The following is a 17,609-nucleotide window of genomic DNA, read 5'->3' as shown; positions in this document are numbered from 1 at the left end:
GAAACGTCCTTTAAAGAGTTCAGGCACCGAACTTAACAGATCGACATACCCAGTTGCATCAACGCCAGGCCACCGCGCTGCCAGCCCCACCAGGCCAGGGCCAGCAACAGTGCGGCCGCGATTGCCCCGCCAAACCAATACCAGGTCGAACTCATGCCATCTCCATCTGCGCCTGCAATCGCGCCACCGGCCGCTCACGTACCGGCCAATTCAGGGCTGCGGCGAGCACGCTCAACAGGATCGCCACTTGCCAGATCAAATCGTAGTTACCGGTTCGATCATAGACCACCCCGCCCAACCAACCACCAAGGAACGAGCCGAGCTGGTGGAAAAGGAACACGATCCCACCGAGCATGGACAGGTTTCGCACTCCGAACAATGTGGCGACCGTGCCGTTGGTCAGCGGTACCGTGGACAGCCACAAAAAGCCCATGGCCATGCCGAACAGGTAGGCCGTGACTTCGGTCACCGGTGCCCACAGGAACAGGATGATCACCACCGCGCGCAGCAGGTACAACCCGGTCAACAGGCGCGGCTTGGACATGCGCCCGCCAAGCCAGCCGGCGGTATAGGTGCCGAAGATATTGAACAACCCAATCAACGCCAACACCGTGGTGCCGACCGTGGCCGGCAAGTGCTGGTCCACCAGGTAGGCCGGCAGGTGCACACCAATAAACACCACCTGGAAACCGCAGACGAAAAAGCCGAAGGCCAGCAGCCAGAACCCGGAGTGGGAGCAGGCTTCCTTCAAGGCTTCACCCAGGGTCTGCTGGCCGGCCATGACCGGCAGCGGGCGATCCTTGAGCATGCTCACCAGCGGCAGGATCAGCGCCACCATCAGGCCCAGCGCCAGCAACGCGGCCGACCAGCCCAGCCAACTGATCAAGCCCAAGGTGCCCGGCACCATGGCGAACTGGCCAAACGAACCGGCGGCACTGGCAATGCCCATGGCCATGCTGCGCTTTTCCGGCGCCACGGCGCGGCCGACCACGCCCAGAATCACCGAAAACGATGTACCCGACAGGCCAATCCCGATCAGCAGGCCGGCACTCAAGGACAATGACCACGCCGAATCCGACAGGCCCATCAACACCAGGCCCGCGGCGTATAACACCCCGCCGACAAATACCGCCTTGGTGGCGCCGAACCGGTCGGCCAGGGCACCGGTAAAGGGCTGCGCCAGGCCCCAGATCAGGTTCTGCAAGGCGATGGCAAAGGCAAAGGTCTCACGGCCCCAGCCGAATTCGCTGCTCATCGGCGCCAGGAACAGGCCGAACCCGTGCCGCACGCCCAAGGACAACGCCAGGATCAGCGCACTCCCTACAAGGATCCAACCACTGGTGCGCCACATCGACGTCATTTCTTATTCTCCGTTCGCGGGTATATACCCGCTTGTGTTCGAACAAACCCGCGTTCAGGCGAGTTCATCCAGCAAGGCCAACAGGGTTTCGCGTTTTTCCGCGCCGAGTTGATCGACCAATTTCTGTTGCGCCGCCTCCCAGGCGGGTAACGCTGCCGCCAGGCGCTCTTCACCGGCGGCGGTCAACAGCACCAGGCGGTTGCGCAGGTCATCGCCCTCTACCATCCGCACCAGGCCCTCACCTTCCAACACCCGCAGGTTGCGCCCCAAGGTGCTGCGATCCAGGCCCATGGCGTCGGCCAGGCTGGAAATGCTCGGTTGATCGAGGCGCTGCAGGTTGCACAGCAAGGAATACTGGGCGACGTTGATCCCGAAGCCGTCGAGGGCGCCGTCGTAGTGCCTGCTGACGCCACGGGCGGCACGTCGCAGGTTGGTACATAAACATTGGGAGGCAAGCATGGAACGTGTATATACCCGCGATTAAGGAAATGCAAGAAAGTGTTACAACGCCAAACCGACCAGAACAGCCACTTCCAGCAGCTCCAGCAGCGCGCCAGCGGTATCGCCGGTGGTGCCGCCGAGGCGATTGACCATCAGTTGGCGCAGGCCGATAAAACACACGGCCGCGAGCAGCACAGCGAGCCCCCCGCTGAAACCACCGATCAGGATGCAGGCCAGGCCACTGAGGATCAGCACCTGTTGCCCGACGACGCGCGGTAAATGATCCGACAACGCCTGGCCCAACCCACCCGCTCGCACATAACGGGTGGTGAGAAACAACCCCAGCATCGACGCGCGGCCGATCAACGGCGCGAGAATCAACGCCACACCGTTGCGCTGTTCGATCAAAGCCACCAGCGCGGTGAACTTGAGCAGCAACACCAGGCCCAGGGTGACCACCGCAATCGGCCCGCTGCGCGGGTCTTTCATGATGCTGAGGGTGCGCTCGCGGTCGCCGAAGCCACCCAGCCAGGCATCGGCGCTGTCCGCCAGGCCGTCGAGGTGCAAGCCGCCACTGAGCAACACCCAGGCCGTCAGCAGCAGCGCGGCGTGCAACAACAGCGGTGATCCGATCAACAGCGTATTGAGCCCCCACAGCAGCACGCCGAACAGCAACCCGACCACAGGATAAAACAGCAACGAGCGCCCCAGTTCCTGCGGTTGCGGCATACCCGGCAGGCGAATCGGCAAACTGCTCAGGAACTGCACGGCGATCCAGAACGGCAGCATGCTCAGATTCCTTCCTTCAACACGCCATCGGCGCCGACCTGCAGGTTGAACAACCCACCATGAGCGACTTCGACATTCAGCAACTGCTCACGGGGCAGCCCCCGAGCGTGGGCCAACAGCAAACGCATCACCCCGCCGTGGCTGATCAACAGCACACGCTCACCGGCATACGCCTTATGCAGGCGCAGGACGGCGCCCAAAACCCGCAGGGAAAACGCGCTGACCGGTTCGCCCTGGGGCGGCGTGAAGCTATAGGGATCGGCCCAAAACCGGCCCAGGCCTTCGGCGTCGGTCTCCATCAGCGCTGCCGCACTTTGCCCTTCCCAGGCACCGAAGTGCAGTTCCTGCAGGTCCTTTTCCAGACTCACCGGCACATTCAGCCGCGCGCCCAGTTCATCCGCGAACCGCGCGCAGCGTTGCAGCGGCGAGCTGATCAGCCGATCCCAGGGCCCCTGTGCCACCACAGCGGCGCGCATCTGTTCCCAGCCCTTGGCGGTCAATGCATCGTCCAGGCTGCCGCGCAGGCCACCCCCCAGTTCGGTTTCGCCATGGCGCAACAGGTCCAGGTGCAAGGTCATGCCGGACGGTCTGCCACGGCCGCTTCGGCAAACGTCGCCATCTGCCCGTGCAGCGCACAGGCCAGGCGCAGCAATGGCACCGCCAACGCCGCGCCACTGCCCTCGCCCAGGCGCAGGCCGAGTTCCAGCAACGGTTGTGCATCGAGGCTCTGCAAGACATGGCGATGGCCAGGCTCGGCGCCGCGGTGGCCGAACAGCAGCCATTCGCGGCACGCCGGGTTCAAGCGCGTGGCGACCAGTGCCGCGACGGTGCAGATAAACCCATCCACCAGCACCACGATGCCTTCCTGGGCGCAGGCCAGATAAGCGCCCACCAGGGCAGCGATTTCAAAGCCACCGAGATTGCACAGGGTGTGCAGCGCATCCCCACGCTGCGCCGCATGCACGGCCAGCGCGCGTTCGATCACCGCCACCTTGTGACTGACGCCTTGGGCATTCAACCCGGTGCCCGGGCCTGTCAGCTCGGTCACCTGGCAATCGAGCAAGGCGCAGGCCAGCGCACTGGCGGCGGTGGTGTTGCCAATGCCCATCTCGCCGCCAACAAACAACTGCGCACCGCTTTCACGGGCGCGCAGCACACTGTCGCGACCCGCCTGCAATGCCAATCGGCACTGGGCACCGGTCATTGCCGGGCCCTTGACGAAATTGGCGGTGCCCGCGCCGATATTCAGGTGACGCACGCCATGCAGGCTCAGCGAAGGGGTCACCGTACCGAGGTCGACCACTTCCAACTGCGCATCCAGTTGCCGCGCCAATACACTGATGGCCGCGCCACCGGTGACAAAGTTATGCAGCATCTGCCCGGTCACTTCCTGGGGAAATGCCGATACACCCTCGGCAACCACACCATGGTCACCGGCAAAGATGGCAATCCACAGCCGGTCCACCGACGGTTTAACCTGGCCCTGCAAGCCGGCCAATTGCACCGCCAGCGCTTCCAGCTGGCCCAGGGAACCGGCCGGCTTGGTCAATTGCTGCTGGCGCGCCAGGGCTTGTTCGTACGCCGAGGCGTCAATGGCCTTACAAGGGTTGAGCCACCAGGTGTCAGTCATAACGCAGTACCTTTCAACGTCAGGGGCAGGCCGGCAACCGTCAGGACAACACGCTGACAGCGCTCGGCCAAGGCTTGATGCAGCCAACCGGCTTCATCCACATAGCGGCGAGTCAATTCGCCCAGCGGCACGACACCCAGACCGGTCTCGTTGCTGACAAAAATAATTTCACCCGGCAGCACGGCCAGGCTTTCCAGCAATTGATCGCGCTCGAACGCCAGGCGCTGCGCGTCTTCGAGCATCAGCAGATTGGTCAGCCACAGGGTCAGGCAATCCACCAACAGGCAACGACCGGGCGCAGCGTTTTCGCGTAGCACACGCGCCAGCTCGACAGGTTCTTCGATCAAACCCCAGTGATCAGGGCGACGCTCGCGATGCAAGGCAACGCGGGCATTCATCTCGCCGTCAAGCGGTTGGCTGGTGGCGATATAAATGACGGGCAAAGCGCTGTCGCTGGCGAGCTTTTCGGCCAAGCGGCTTTTACCGGAACGAGCGCCACCTAAAATCAGTTGAAGCATGAGACCCCCCCTCCCCACCCACCACTCCACGATGCGAAGCGAGTCGTTTTTGATCCTGCTTTTGATCTGAAGTCGCCCCGTAAACCACGCTGGCCGAACGCAGGCTTGAATCCGTGGGTAACCCGGCAGGACGCCGGGTTAGCCGCACTGGGCCAGGGATGGCCCATTGCGGCGGCCCACGGATTCAAGCCTGCGTTCGGGCACACCGAGCCCAAGCGAGGTGCCGAGTGGTGGGGCGAAGGCCTTTTGCTTACTTTTGGGCCTTTCCAAAAGTGAGCCGCTGTAAGAGCGGAACCATAAGTGGCCGTTACCGCAGGAATGGATATGTACACCGAAAGTCCCCTCCCACATTTGAACCGTGTGTACACCCTTAAACCCCACACAGACTACGCAACAAATCGGTGTCCAAATGGTTCTCCACCAAATCCGCCAACCGCTCAATGTCCCGCTCGCGCAAAGCGTGATAATCCACTTCCTGCACATCCTCCAACCCAGCCCAACGCAACAAGGCACTGCAAGCCGCCGGCGTCTCGAACAAACCATGCAGATACGTACCAAGGATCTGCCCGTCAGCACTCAAAGCCCCATCACTACGCCCGTCGTCCAGCACCACGGCGGCATGAGACAGCGCATCGCCCGACGTCACCCCTGCATGAATCTCATACCCACTGACCTCAGCATCCTCCAGCACCAACCGCCCACGCACATTGCGCAATTGCTTCTCTTCTTCCAAGGTCGTGCTGAACGCCAACAACCCCAGCCCCTCACTGGAACCCGCCCCCCCTTCCAAGCCCAACGGGTCATGCACCTGCTCGCCCAACATCTGCAGCCCGCCGCAAATCCCCAGCACCTTGCCGCCGTAGCGCAAGTGCCGCGCCACGGCGGTGTCCCAGCCATGGGCACGCAGGTACGCGAGGTCGCTGCGCACGCTTTTCGAGCCCGGCAGGATGACCAGGTCGGCGGCCGGAATCGGCTGGCCCGGCCCGATGAACTGCAAGTCCACCTGGGGATGCAGGCGCAGCGGATCGAAATCCGTATGGTTGCTGATGCGCGGCAACACCGGCACCACCACCTTGAGCACCTGCGCCGCCTTGTCGATCTGGCGTTGGTCGATACCGTCCTCGGCTTCCAGGTGCAGGTCCATCACGTAGGGCAATACGCCCACCACCGGTTTGCCGGTGCGTGCCTGCAACCAATCCAGGCCGGGTTGCAGCAGTGCGATGTCGCCGCGAAAGCGGTTGATGATGAAGCCCTTGACCCGCGCCTGTTCGCTGGGAGAGAGCAATTCCAGGGTGCCGACCAGATGGGCGAACACCCCGCCGCGATTGATGTCGGCAATCAGCAGCACCGGGCAGTCGACGGCCTCGGCGAAGCCCATATTGGCAATGTCGTTGGCGCGCAGGTTGATCTCCGCCGGGGAGCCTGCGCCTTCCACCATCACCACCGGGTAGGCTTCGCTCAACCGCGCGTGGGAAGCCAGCACCGCCTGCATCGCGATGGCTTTGTAGTCGTGATAGGCCACCGCGTTCATGCTGGTCACGGCGCGGCCATGGATGATCACCTGGGAGCCGGTGTCGCTGTTGGGCTTGAGCAGCACCGGGTTCATGTCGGTATGGGGCGCCAGGTTGGCCGCCTGGGCCTGCACCGCCTGGGCACGACCGATCTCGCCGCCCTCGGCCGTCACCGCACTGTTGAGCGCCATGTTCTGCGGTTTGAACGGCACCACGGCAATGCCCTGGCGTACCAGCCAACGGCACAACGCGGTCACCAGGGTACTTTTGCCGGCATCGGAGGTGGTGCCTTGCACCATCAGCGTACTCATGAGGCGTCCTTGTAGGCAGCCAGCGCTTCGTCGAGACGCGACCAATCGGCCTCGGTGCCGGGCAGGCCAAACCGCACGCTGCTGTTGTGCACAAACAGGCGCAGCAAGATGCCGCGCTGGGCCATGAATTCGTGCATGCGCTCGGCGTGCGGGGTGATCAACCATTGGAACAACGCGCAGCCGCCCTGGGGTTGAAAGCCACGACGCTCGAGCAGTTCAAACAAACGCTGGCCGGCCTCGATGCAGCGTGCCCGCTGCCGTGCATGACCGGCAGTATCGCGCAGGCACACTTGGCCCAGTACCCGCGTCGGCCCGCTGACAGCCCAGGGCCCAACCTGTTCGGCCAGCAACTTGAGCAGCCTGCGCTCGGCCAGCACAAAGCCCAGGCGCACCCCGGCCAGGCCGAAAAACTTGCCGAACGAACGCAGCACAATCAGGCCGACCTGATGGGCCTGGCTCGCCAGGCTCAACTGCGGGGTGACATCCATGAACGCTTCGTCCACCACCAGCCAGCCGCCGCGCTGGGCCAGCCTTGTGTGCCAGTCCAGCAGGCGTTGCGGAGCCAGGCTCAGTCCGGTGGGGTTATTGGGATTGACCACCACCAGCACGTCGAGGACGTCGAGGAAGAAGTCGACTTCCTGCTCCTGCACTTCACGCACCACGTAGCCGGCACGCCGCCAGGCCTCCGCATGTTCGGCGTAGCACGGCGACAGCACGCCGACCTTGCCGGCACGGCGCAGGCGCGGCAGCAACTGAATCGCCGCCTGGGAGCCGGGCACCGGCAGCAGATGCGCGGCGCCGTAATACTCGCTGGCCGCCTGTTCCAGGCCGTCGTCGGACTCCGGCAAGCGCGCCCAGGCCCGCAGCGGAATCTCCGGGATCGGCCATGGCCAGGGTGCGAGGCCGCTAGACAGGTCCAGCCAATCGGCCTCGGCAATCCCGTACTGAATCGCTGCCTTGCGCAGCCGGCCACCGTGCTCAAGCATAAAATTGCCCCCCCACGCAGAGAATCAGCAACCACAACCATACGCCGCGCTGCACCAGTTGCCAGCCGCGGTCGATAGAGTCGGCATCCGCCGCCGGGCCTTCGCCCAGTGGCGGACGCTGGTGCACCTCGCCTTGGTAAATCGCGGCGCCACCCAGCTCAACGCCCAACGCGCCAGCGCCGGATGCCATCACCGGCCCGGCATTGGGGCTGTCCCAGGTCGGCCCCTGGGTGCGCCAGCATTTGAGGGCCAGGCGGGTTTTGCCCAGCACGGCGTAGGTCAAGGCCACCAGGCGTGCAGGCACATAGTTGAGTACATCGTCGATCTTGGCCGCGGCCCAACCGAAACGCTCGAAGCGTTCGTTGCGATAGCCCCACATCGCGTCGAGCGTATTGCTCAGGCGGTAGAGCACCACGCCCGGTACGCCGGCGACGACAAACCAGAACAACGCGGCAAACACCGCATCGCTGCCGTTTTCCAGCACCGATTCGGTGGCGGCACGGGCGACTTCAGTCCGATCCAGTTCACTGGTCTGGCGGCTGACCAGGTAGCTCACCCGTGTGCGGGCCGCGTCGAGGTCATCGCTGCGCAGGGCCTGGGCCACCGGGATCACATGCTCGCCGAGGCTGCGCATGCCGAGGGCGCAGTACAACGCGAGGATCTCCAGGACCCAGCCGATATACGGCGCCCACGACAACGCGGTGGCCAGCAGGGTCAATGGCACCACGGCGATAACCCACGCGGTCACGCCATGGCTGCGCCAGCCCCGGCCACCGCTGTTGAAACGCTGCTCGATGCGCCCGGCAAAATTGCCGAACGCCACCAGCGGATGCCAGCGCCTGGGCTCGCCCAGCAGCGCATCCAGCGCCACTGCTGCGACACACAGCAAGGCCACACTCATTGACTCACTCCCCACGCATTTTCATACACCATGTCACTCAACGGCCGAGGCTCGGTCCAGCCTTCGAGCTGCAACATCGGTGCCGGGTAAAACTCCGTCACCGGCCCCAGGCACAAGACCGCCAGGGGTTTCGCACCGGGCGGCAGGCCCAGCAGGTCGGCCAGGGCCTGGGGTTCGAACAGCGAGACCCAGCCCATGCCCAACCCCTCGACCCGCGCGGCCAGCCACAGGTTCTGGATCGCACAGGACAGCGACGCCAGGTCCATCTCCGGCAAGGTGCGCCGCCCGAAGATGTGGCGCTCGCGATCATCCATCAACGCCGCCACCAGCACTTCGGCGCAGTCGTGAATGCCTTCGACCTTGAGCTTCATGAACGCATCGGAGCGCTCGCCCAACGCCTCGGCGGTGCGCACGCGTTCTTCTTCCACCAACTGTTGAATCCGGCTGCGCAACGCGCGGTCGCTGATGCGGATAAACCGCCAGGGCTGCATCAGGCCGACACTGGGCGCCTGGTGCGCGGCCTGGAGCAGGCGATGCAGCAATTCGGGCGCGACACTGCCGCCGCTGAAGTGGCGCATGTCGCGGCGTTCGGCGATGGCGCGGTAGACGGCGTCGCGGTCGGCCTGGGGGAAAGCGTTGTCGGTCATGGCCCTATCGGGGGCAAGCCCCCTCCCACAGTGGATGGGGTTTCAGCTCGGTCCGGGGCAAACAACGCGGCTACCGCCGTCGGATTCGACGGGAAATAGAAGTGCACGTAAGAGGCCGTCATCCGCCCGTGCCGGAACACCGCTTCGGCACCGCGCCCACCGTTCGGGCTCAGGCCACGGGCAATCGGCTGGCACTCGGTGCTGGTCAGGGAATGGTGGTACGTGTGCCCGCGCAGCACGCCTTCCGGCAGTTCGACACTTTGCAGGGCCAGGGCCGCGAGTTTCTTTTGCATCACCGCATCGCCTTGCAGCAGGCCGACCAGTTCGGCGCGGGTGCCGTCGACATCGGTGAGCGAGTCCAGCAGGTAGAGCATGCCGCCACACTCGGCGAGCAAGGGTTTGCCGGCGGCATGATGGTTACGAATGGCGTCAAGCATCGGCGTGTTTTGCGACAGCGCCTGGTGGTGCAATTCCGGGTAACCGCCGGGCAAATACAGGCTGTCAGCCTCGGGCAGCTGGCGATCATGGATCGGCGAGAAGAAGTGCAACTCGGCCCCCATCGCCCGCAGCAGGTCGAGGCTGGCGCCATAGGTGAAGGCGAAGGCTTCGTCACGGGCCACCGCAATGCGCACACCGGCCAGCAATGGTTCGGCCATGATCACTTCCGGCGCGGCGAAGGTCACCGGTGGCGGCAATGCGACTTCGCAGCTGCTGCCCAGGGCCTGGGCGGCGGCGTCCAGGCGCACGTCGAGGTCATTCAGCTCGCTGGCCTGCACCAGGCCCAAATGGCGGCTGGGCAGTTCGATCCCGGTTTCGCGGGACAGGGCGCCATACCAGCGCAAGCCTTCGGTGAGGCTGCCTTCCAGCAACTGCGCATGGCGCAGGGTGCCGACGCGGTTGGCCAGCACCCCGGCAAACGGCAGGTCCGGCTGATAGCGCGCCAGGCCCAGGGCCAGGGCGCCAAACGTCTGGGCCATGGCGGTGCCGTCGATCACACCGAGCACCGGCACGCCGAAATGCCGCGCCAGGTCGGCGCTGGACGGTGTGCCATCGAACAGGCCCATCACGCCTTCGATCAGGATCAGGTCGGCCTCACCCGCCGCTTCCCACAGCAGGCGGCGACTTTCCTGCTCGCCCACCATCCACATGTCCAATTGATATACCGGCGCACCGCTGGCGCGCTCGTGGATCATCGGGTCCAGGAAATCCGGGCCGCATTTGAACACGCGTACCCTGCGCCCCAGGTTGCGGTGCAAACGGGCCAGCGCGGCGGTGACGGTGGTTTTGCCCTGGCCGGACGCCGGTGCAGCGATCAGGACGGCCGGGCAGTGACGGGGCTGATTCAAAGTTCGACGCCCTTCTGTGCCTTGATCCCGGCCTGGAACGCGTGCTTGAGCATGCCCATTTCGGTGACGGTATCGCCCATTTCGATCAATTCAGGCTTGGCGCCACGGCCGGTGACGACCACGTGCTGCATCGGCGGACGCGCGTGCAGGTCGCTGAGGACCTGGTCCAAGTCGAGGTAACCATGCTTGAGGGCGATGTTCAGCTCATCCAGCACCACCAGGCCGATGCGCGGGTCTTGCAGCAGTTCGCGAGACACGGCCCAGGCGGCTTCGGCGGCAGCGATATCGCGCTGGCGGTCCTGGGTCTCCCAGGTGAAGCCTTCGCCCATCACGTGGAAACGCACTTGCTCGGGGAAGCGACGGAAGAACAACTCCTCACCGGTGCTGTTGCGCCCCTTGATGAACTGCACCACACCGCACTGCATGCCGTGGCCCATGGCGCGCGCGAGCATGCCGAATGCCGAGCTGCTCTTGCCTTTGCCGTTGCCGGTCAGCACCAGCAGCAAGCCGCACTCATTGGGGGAATTGGCGATGCGCTCGTCGATCACGGCTTTTTTGCGCAGCATGCGCGCCAGGTGGCGTTCGTCGCGGTCGGGGGTATCGGTCATGGCAGCTCTCCGTTGGGGCTGGACAAAAACGGCAGGCAGGAAAAAACAGACAGCCAAGCATCGCCCACCGTGATGCTGTTGGATGATCCAGGCCGGTCTCCGGGCTCATGAGTGGTGCGCTGGCTCATCGACAGAGCGAACACGCCGACGGCGCGCCTTCCCATATCGCGGGCGATACAGTGGCAAAAGGCACCGTCTTGACTCATTTACCGTTGCGGGGGCAGCGCCGGAATCGCGGCAGCACTGTGTACAAGTGCGCTCGCTCACCGGCTTCCCTGTTTCACTCGGTCGACCCATGGGTCACAGAGCACCTGAAACAAGCCGCGAAGGTTAGTGGGTTGGGGGTGGAGCGTCAATTAAAGCTGGCCTTGCACTTGAACCATCGCACCAGCGCCCTCCTCTACCCTTACAGGTATCAAGGAGAACACCATGCATAAAACCAGACTCGCCCTACTCATCATGCTCGCCGGCACCCTCGCGGCCTGCGGTGAAAGCTCCACCCTGCAGGTGTCCGACGGCACCGGGCCGTCGCCGCAGCTACCCGAGCCGAACAAAACCCTGATTCCCACGGTGAACATTGCCCCGGCTATCGGCTGGCCGGAGGGCGTGAAGCCAACGGCGGCGGCCGGCACCCAAGTGGCGGCGTTCGCCGAAGGCCTGGACCACCCGCGCTGGCTGTATGTGCTACCCAACGGCGATGTGCTGGTGGCAGAAACCAATGCGCCGCCCAAGCCGGATGATTCCAAGGGCATTCGCGGCTGGGTCATGGAGAAGGTCATGGGCCGCGCCGGTGCCGGGGTGCCGAGCCCCAATCGTATTACCCTGCTGCGCGACGCCGATCACGATGGGGTTGCCGAGACCCGTACGGTGTTCCTGGAAAACCTCAACTCGCCCTTCGGTATGACACTGGTCGGCAATGACCTGTACGTCGCCGATTCGGACAAGCTGCTGCGTTTTCCCTATCAAGCGGGCGAAACCGCGATCAAGGCACCTGGCACCAAGGTGGTCGACCTGCCGGGCGGGCCCCTGAATCACCACTGGACCAAGAACGTGATCGCCAGCAAGGACGGCAGCAAGCTGTACGTGAGCGTCGGCTCCAACAGCAACGTCGGTGAGAACGGCCTTGAGGCGGAACAGGGCCGGGCGGCTATCTGGGAAGTGGATCGCGCCAGCGGCCAGCAGCGCATCATCGCTTCCGGCCTGCGTAACCCTAACGGCATGGCCTGGGAACCCCAGAGCGGCAAGCTATGGACAGCGGTAAACGAGCGCGACGAGATCGGCAGCGACCTGGTGCCCGACTACATCACCTCGGTCAAGGATGGCGGGTTCTATGGCTGGCCCTTCAGCTATTACGGCCAGCATGTGGATGTACGCGTCACGCCGCAGAACCTGGACCTGGTGGCCAAGGCAATCGTGCCGGACTATGCGGTAGGGCCGCACACCGCGTCTTTGGGACTGACGTTCGCCGAGGGCAGCAAACTCCCGGCGCCGTTCAGCAACGGCGCGTTCATCGGCCAGCATGGCTCATGGAACCGCAAGCCCCACAGTGGCTACAAGGTGATCTTCGTGCCGTTCGAGGCAGGCCAGCCTAAAGGGCAGCCAGTGGACGTGCTGACCGGGTTTCTCGATAAAGATGAGAACGCCATGGGCCGGCCGGTGGGCGTGGTGATCGATCAGCAAGGGGATTTGCTGGTGGCGGATGATGTGGGGAATAAGGTGTGGCGGGTGTCGGCCACTAGGTAGCGAAGCCGCAAGCTTCAGCGTGGAGCTGCAAGGTGGCATTGCACCCTCTTGCAGCTTACGACTTGAAGCTTATCGCTGATTTCAGGGATTACGTGCCAGGTTTGCTGGCAACACACGCTTGGCGCTCAGATAGGCATTCTGCCAATACGCCTTGGACAAGGTGTCCAGCTTGACCGTACCGCCGGTCTGCGGCGCATGCACAAAGCGACCTTCGCCCACGTAAATCCCGGCGTGGCTGACCTGGGAGCCGCCACCGGTGGCGAAGAACAGCAGGTCGCCGGTCTGCAGGTTCTGCTCGCTGACATCCTGGGCGCGCATCACGATCAGTTCGCGAGTGGTGCGCGGCAGGGAGATGCCGGCGGCGTCGCGGAAGACGAAGCCGATCAGGCCACTGCAATCGAAACCCGAGTCCGGCGTGTTGCCGCCCCAACGGTAAGGCGTGCCGACCAGGCCCAGTGCACGAAAGAGCACGTCTTCGGCCGCAGGCGAGAAATTCTGGGTGGAATAGTTGAATACCGGCTTGGGCTTGACCGCAACGGGAGCGGGTGGCGGCCGGCTGGCGCAGGCGCTGATAAGCGCGGCGCAGAGAATAAGGAGCAGGCGGGCTGAGGTCGACATGTGCAGAACAATCCTGGTCTGGATGCGGCTATCGCTGCCGAACGCTGAAAACCAGAACGCGCAAGCAAAGCTCGCGCGAACGGATTACAACAATGTCCAGGGATTCTAACGCTTACACGTCAAACTTCAAGTATCACTTTAAGCTTACTTACTGGCGGTAACCGTAGTCGGGGCCATGGCGAGTGCGCGCTTGGCTTCGATGAAGGTTTTGCTCCAGTAGCTGTCACCCAGGCTGTCGACTCGAACACCGCCACTGCGACGGCTGCTGGAGTGGATAAACTGGTTATCACCCAGGTAGATACCGGCGTGGCTGACGCGACCACGACCTGCAGTACTGAAGAAAAGCAGATCACCGGGCTTGAGGTTGTTGCGCGCGACCAACGGTGCTTTCACGTTGATCATTTCGCGAGTGGAGCGTGGCAGGTTCATGCCAGCTTCTTCACGAAACAGGTAGCCGATGAAACCGCTGCAGTCGAAACCGGCTTCAGAGGTACCGCCGAAACGGTAACGGGTACCGATCAGGGACATGCCGCGTTCGAGGATGCTGTCGGCCAGGACTGGAAGCTGGTAAGGCTTGTTGCCGGAAAAATCGGCCAGTTCCTTTTCGGTTGCCACCTCTTCTTCATAGACAGAAGCAGACTGTGCAGCAACGAATTTTGCCTGGGACTGTTGTTGAGGTTTTTGCTGCTCAACCACCTGTTGAGGGTGGGAGGCGCAACCAAACAACAGGGTAACGAGTGCGAGGGGCACGAGGGGTGCGAAGCGATTTAGCATGGGCACGACCGTGGCTGGTATGTAAAGAAGTCGAGACTATGCCTTCTATCACATCGATTTGCAAATTCAATCGTGATCTATGTGACTTCGCGATTGGACTATGACATCTAAGCCGTAATTCCATTTATCGGTTCACATGCGTAGCCAACGTGGCTTAAACGCAGGATTTCTGGCGCCTGTAAATTGCCGAACCCCGTAGATTCAACCAGTTACCAGCCCAACGTTTCCTTGAGAAAAGGGATCGTCAATTTTCGTTGAGCCTGCAAGGAGGCCTGATCGAGCTGCTCGAGCAAATCGAACAACGCGCTCATGCTGCGGGTGCCACGGGTGAGGATAAAGCGCCCGACTTCATCAGTGAGGTGCAGGCCGCGACGGGATGCACGCAATTGCAGGGCACGCAGTTTGTCTTCGTCGGAGAGTGGGCGCATCTGGAAGATCAGCGCCAGGGTCAGGCGCGACTTGAGGTCGGCCAGCTTCACCGGCAACTCCCGTGGCGAGGTGGAGGCCGCAATCAACAAGCGCCGGCCGCTGTCACGCAGGCGGTTGAACAGATGGAACAGCGCCTCTTCCCAATCCGCCTTGCCGGCCACTGCCTGCAGATCGTCCAGGCACACCAGTTCGTATTGCTCAAGGTTGTCGAAGATCCCGATGCCGCGATCCATCAACTCGGCCAGGGGCAGGTAAACCGCCGGCTCGCCCATCTGCTCGAAACGCAGGCAAGCGGCCTGCAACAGGTGGGTACGCCCTACGCCGTGTTTACCCCACAGATAGATCAGGCTTTCGGTCCACCCGGCGTCGGCTTCGCAGAGCCGCTCGACATAGCCGAGTGCAGCGGCATTGGCGCCTGGGTAGTAATTGATAAAGGTAGCGTCATCACGCAGACGCACACCTAAGGGCAGCTGAATCGGTTTCATGCTGACTGAACGGCTCCCATCGAACCGTTAGTGGCCTCTGTGTAAAGTTTGCAAAGTTTATACCCGTGACGCCGGGCGCACAATGCAGCAGACCACAAGCAAAATCAAAGGTTTGCGTTAACTTGCCGGTTTTAAGCGGATTGTTTGACGCCATAGCCCCATAAACAACAAACCCGGCCGAAGCCGGGTTTATGACGCAGCGGTTACAGGTCGGGGTCTTCGACCCCCGTATAGGCGTCGGAATCCTTGTACAGATCGTGCACATGACGCACCAGCACCATGATCACCGCCGCCACCGGCAGTGCCAGCAGAATGCCGGTAAAACCAAACAGTTCGCCGCCCGCCAGGATCGCAAAGATCACTGCCACCGGGTGCAGGCCAATCCGGTCCCCCACCAGCAACGGCGTGAGCACCATGCCTTCCAAGGCCTGGCCGACCATGAACACCGCGACAATCCCCAGCATCGGGTACAGGTCGCCGCCAAACTGGAACAGGCCAGCCACCAACGCCGCACCGATACCGATCACAAAGCCCATATACGGCACGATAGCGGCGAGGCCGGCGATCAGGCCGATCAACAGGCCCAGCTCCAGGCCGATGGCCATCAAGCCCGCCGCGTAGATGATCCCCAGTGCCAGCATCACCAGCAACTGCCCACGCACAAAGGCGCCAAGCACCTCATGGCACTCGCCGGCCAGGGCCACGATGCGCTCTTCACGGTTGCGGGGCAGCAGGCTGCGGATCTTGGCCATCATGATGTCCCAATCGCGCAGCAGGTAGAACGCCACCACCGGGATCAGCACCAGGTTGGTCAACCAGCCGATCAGCGCCAGGCTGGAGGCGGTCGCCTGGCTGAGGATCACCCCCACAATATCGGTGGTCTGGCCCATGTGCTCGCTGATCGCCGCCTTGACCTTGTCGAACTTCCAGAAGCCATCCGACAGGCCCAACTTGGCCTGGGCCCACGGCATCGCCGTGTGCTGCAGCCAGTCGAGCATCTGCGGCGCCAGCTCATAGAGACGAAACAGTTGCTTGGCCAGCATCGGCACCAGCACCAGCACCAGCGCGGTGATGATCAATGTGAACAACGCAAACACCGCAACCACGCCCAAGGTCCGCGACAGACCGGCTTTTTCCAGGCGATCCACCACAGGATCGAACAGATAGGCGAGCAGCAACGCAACCAGGAACGGCGTCAGGATCGAATGCAGCAGGAACACAAAAACGCACAGCAGGACGATCCCGCCAAGCCACACCCAACGACGCGTATCCGCCATAAACCACTCCATTATTTGCTTCTATCTATATAGGAAGAACTTTTACCAACGAAAATGCAGTTGCGCCTGGGGCGCAGGTGCCGCTGCCGGTTGTGTGCCATCGACCGCAGGCTGCTGCGCCGGGGCCTCACCGGCAGGCACTTCCTGCAACTTGGCCAGGCTCAACTGGGTACGCAACTGATCGGCGCTGCCGTTGACCCGATACACAATACGATTGCCATCCACCCATTGCGGCTGACCGCCAAACGGCTCAAGCAGATGCCCCAGGGCCGCGTACCGCTCCAGGTTCATGCCCTGCACTTCCAGCAGTTGCTCGGTACTCACACCGGGCTTGACCGCAAAGCGCGGCGCCAGTTTTTGGCTGACCGCCAGCATGACTGCATCGGCCAGCGCGCCCGTGTCGGTGCCTTGCGCGGCGCCCTGCTCGCTCTTGTCACCCAGCCACAGGCGCCATTTGGCCTGCCATTGATTGCCTTCCTGGCGTGCATGCACGGCCAGCAAGGCGTCGGCACCGTAGCGCTCGGACGCGGCGCGCAACGGCGTGGCATCGGCGTTTTCAAGATTCGGCGCGGTGGCGACCACCTGTTCATCCAGGTCCCCCAGGGGCAGGCGCAATGGCAAGCCGCGGTGCTGTGCCGCACGGCGCAGCGCCTGGGCAGCGGCCTGGCCATCGCCGACCAGGCTGCTGCCTTCGGTGGAGTCGTTCAGCCACCAGCCGAGGATTGATGGCCGATTGCTGCCCCAGATCGACAGGCCGGCGTCACGCAAGGCGCGATCAGTGCTGACCGGGTCGAAGTCCACTTGCAGGCTCTCGGGCGGGCCGGCGTCGTAACCGTATTGAGTGATGATTTGCTGCGGATCCTTGCGAATCGCCGCCAGGCCCGGGCCTTGCGCAGCCTTGGCGTCGCCGGTGAGGCGGATCACCAGGGTCTCCACCGCGCGCTGGGTCGCCTGGTCGCGCTCTTGCGGCGATTGGCTGCTGACGGGTTCGAGTACCTGGTACAGGCCATTGAGGGTTTCGGCATGACTCGCCAGGCTGATCAACGACAAGCAGCCTACAAAAAAGACATTACACAGACGCATGGAAGATTCCCGAACGACAAATTTAGCGGCTGGAACAGACCGCGTGAAATCGGTATAGCCAGGCTGTGACCACAGCGACAACTAAAACATTCACGGGGTCCTGGTAAGTTTTCGCCATGTCATTAACGACAGCGGTTTAAAGGCTATACCTT

The 17,609-nt window shown here is 63.1% G+C and carries 19 protein-coding genes and 1 riboswitch; of the genes, 1 reads left to right on the top strand and 18 read right to left on the bottom strand.

Translation table 11 applies throughout. The annotated features are described in order from the left end of the window. Positions 1-32 precede the first annotated feature (32 nt). The 13 genes from PspCFBP13509_RS31965 to cobO form a co-directional block, all read right to left on the bottom strand. Positions 33-155, bottom strand: a complete 123-nt coding sequence (locus PspCFBP13509_RS31965) for a hypothetical protein (RefSeq protein ID WP_256097712.1) — start codon at positions 153-155, stop codon at positions 33-35. After that, entirely contained in the window at positions 152-1,351 is a 1,200-nt protein-coding gene (locus PspCFBP13509_RS12460) for an MFS transporter (RefSeq protein ID WP_161985728.1), read from the bottom strand. The genes PspCFBP13509_RS31965 and PspCFBP13509_RS12460 overlap by 4 nt, the downstream gene beginning before the upstream one ends. A gap of 63 nt (positions 1,352-1,414) precedes the next feature. Beyond that, positions 1,415-1,819: a MarR family winged helix-turn-helix transcriptional regulator gene (locus tag PspCFBP13509_RS12455; protein ID WP_065946841.1), complete on the bottom strand. Its 405-nt coding sequence runs from the start codon at positions 1,817-1,819 to the stop codon at positions 1,415-1,417. Between the two features lie 42 nt (positions 1,820-1,861). Next, positions 1,862-2,590 carry an adenosylcobinamide-GDP ribazoletransferase gene (locus PspCFBP13509_RS12450; RefSeq protein ID WP_074847416.1) on the bottom strand — a complete coding sequence of 243 codons (729 nt, stop codon included), beginning with the start codon at positions 2,588-2,590 and terminating at the stop codon, positions 1,862-1,864. Between the two features lie 2 nt (positions 2,591-2,592). Continuing rightward, on the bottom strand, positions 2,593-3,168 hold the full coding sequence (gene cobC, locus PspCFBP13509_RS12445; RefSeq protein ID WP_065924927.1) for an alpha-ribazole phosphatase family protein: 576 nt from the start codon (positions 3,166-3,168) through the stop codon (positions 2,593-2,595). After that, positions 3,165-4,220, bottom strand: a complete 1,056-nt coding sequence (gene cobT, locus PspCFBP13509_RS12440) for a nicotinate-nucleotide--dimethylbenzimidazole phosphoribosyltransferase (RefSeq protein WP_137212116.1) — start codon at positions 4,218-4,220, stop codon at positions 3,165-3,167. Before cobT ends, cobC begins: the two co-directional genes overlap by 4 nt. Further along, positions 4,217-4,738, bottom strand: a complete 522-nt coding sequence (gene cobU / locus PspCFBP13509_RS12435; RefSeq protein ID WP_092355238.1) for a bifunctional adenosylcobinamide kinase/adenosylcobinamide-phosphate guanylyltransferase — start codon at positions 4,736-4,738, stop codon at positions 4,217-4,219. The genes cobT and cobU overlap by 4 nt, the downstream gene beginning before the upstream one ends. A gap of 370 nt (positions 4,739-5,108) precedes the next feature. Then, positions 5,109-6,560: a cobyric acid synthase gene (locus PspCFBP13509_RS12425; protein ID WP_065946843.1), complete on the bottom strand. Its 1,452-nt coding sequence runs from the start codon at positions 6,558-6,560 to the stop codon at positions 5,109-5,111. Beyond that, on the bottom strand, positions 6,557-7,546 hold the full coding sequence (gene cobD / locus PspCFBP13509_RS12420; protein ID WP_137212115.1) for a threonine-phosphate decarboxylase CobD: 990 nt from the start codon (positions 7,544-7,546) through the stop codon (positions 6,557-6,559). Before cobD ends, PspCFBP13509_RS12425 begins: the two co-directional genes overlap by 4 nt. After that, positions 7,539-8,447, bottom strand: a complete 909-nt coding sequence (cbiB, locus tag PspCFBP13509_RS12415) for an adenosylcobinamide-phosphate synthase CbiB (protein WP_137212114.1) — start codon at positions 8,445-8,447, stop codon at positions 7,539-7,541. Before cbiB ends, cobD begins: the two co-directional genes overlap by 8 nt. Next, on the bottom strand, positions 8,444-9,094 hold the full coding sequence (bluB, locus tag PspCFBP13509_RS12410; RefSeq protein ID WP_065946844.1) for a 5,6-dimethylbenzimidazole synthase: 651 nt from the start codon (positions 9,092-9,094) through the stop codon (positions 8,444-8,446). Before bluB ends, cbiB begins: the two co-directional genes overlap by 4 nt. Next, positions 9,091-10,440, bottom strand: coding sequence for a cobyrinate a,c-diamide synthase (locus tag PspCFBP13509_RS12405; protein WP_065946845.1), 1,350 nt, complete (start codon positions 10,438-10,440; stop codon positions 9,091-9,093). Before PspCFBP13509_RS12405 ends, bluB begins: the two co-directional genes overlap by 4 nt. Next, the gene (gene cobO / locus PspCFBP13509_RS12400; RefSeq protein ID WP_137212113.1) at positions 10,437-11,048 is read right to left on the bottom strand and encodes a cob(I)yrinic acid a,c-diamide adenosyltransferase; all 612 of its coding nucleotides are present in this window, start codon (positions 11,046-11,048) and stop codon (positions 10,437-10,439) included. Before cobO ends, PspCFBP13509_RS12405 begins: the two co-directional genes overlap by 4 nt. Before the next feature lie 73 nt (positions 11,049-11,121). Beyond that, positions 11,122-11,378, bottom strand: a riboswitch (cobalamin riboswitch). 99 nt (positions 11,379-11,477) lie between these two features. On the opposite strand from cobO, the gene PspCFBP13509_RS12395 reads away from it, so the two are divergent. Continuing rightward, positions 11,478-12,791 (top strand): PQQ-dependent sugar dehydrogenase, encoded by a 1,314-nt coding sequence (locus tag PspCFBP13509_RS12395; RefSeq protein ID WP_137212112.1) that lies wholly within the window; start codon positions 11,478-11,480, stop codon positions 12,789-12,791. Between the two features lie 81 nt (positions 12,792-12,872). Here PspCFBP13509_RS12395 and PspCFBP13509_RS12390 read toward each other — a convergent pair whose 3' ends face one another. From PspCFBP13509_RS12390 to PspCFBP13509_RS12370, 5 genes are all read right to left on the bottom strand, one after another. Further along, the gene (locus tag PspCFBP13509_RS12390; RefSeq protein ID WP_027603800.1) at positions 12,873-13,409 is read right to left on the bottom strand and encodes a C40 family peptidase; all 537 of its coding nucleotides are present in this window, start codon (positions 13,407-13,409) and stop codon (positions 12,873-12,875) included. A gap of 144 nt (positions 13,410-13,553) precedes the next feature. Further along, positions 13,554-14,183: a C40 family peptidase gene (locus PspCFBP13509_RS12385; RefSeq protein ID WP_027603799.1), complete on the bottom strand. Its 630-nt coding sequence runs from the start codon at positions 14,181-14,183 to the stop codon at positions 13,554-13,556. A gap of 209 nt (positions 14,184-14,392) precedes the next feature. Further along, complete coding sequence (hda, locus tag PspCFBP13509_RS12380) at positions 14,393-15,097, bottom strand: DnaA regulatory inactivator Hda (protein WP_137212111.1); 705 nt, start codon at positions 15,095-15,097, stop codon at positions 14,393-14,395. A gap of 203 nt (positions 15,098-15,300) precedes the next feature. Then, positions 15,301-16,374, bottom strand: coding sequence for an AI-2E family transporter (locus PspCFBP13509_RS12375; protein WP_065940599.1), 1,074 nt, complete (start codon positions 16,372-16,374; stop codon positions 15,301-15,303). Between the two features lie 42 nt (positions 16,375-16,416). After that, positions 16,417-17,457: a DUF2066 domain-containing protein gene (locus PspCFBP13509_RS12370; protein ID WP_137212110.1), complete on the bottom strand. Its 1,041-nt coding sequence runs from the start codon at positions 17,455-17,457 to the stop codon at positions 16,417-16,419. Positions 17,458-17,609 lie beyond the last annotated feature (152 nt).

The sequence above is a fragment of the Pseudomonas sp. CFBP13509 genome, assembly GCF_005233485.1.
In the GTDB taxonomy this organism is placed as follows: Bacteria; Pseudomonadota; Gammaproteobacteria; order Pseudomonadales; family Pseudomonadaceae; genus Aquipseudomonas; species Aquipseudomonas marginalis.
Note: the sequence above shows the minus strand (reverse complement) of the source record. Positions and strands in the feature narration are given on the sequence as shown.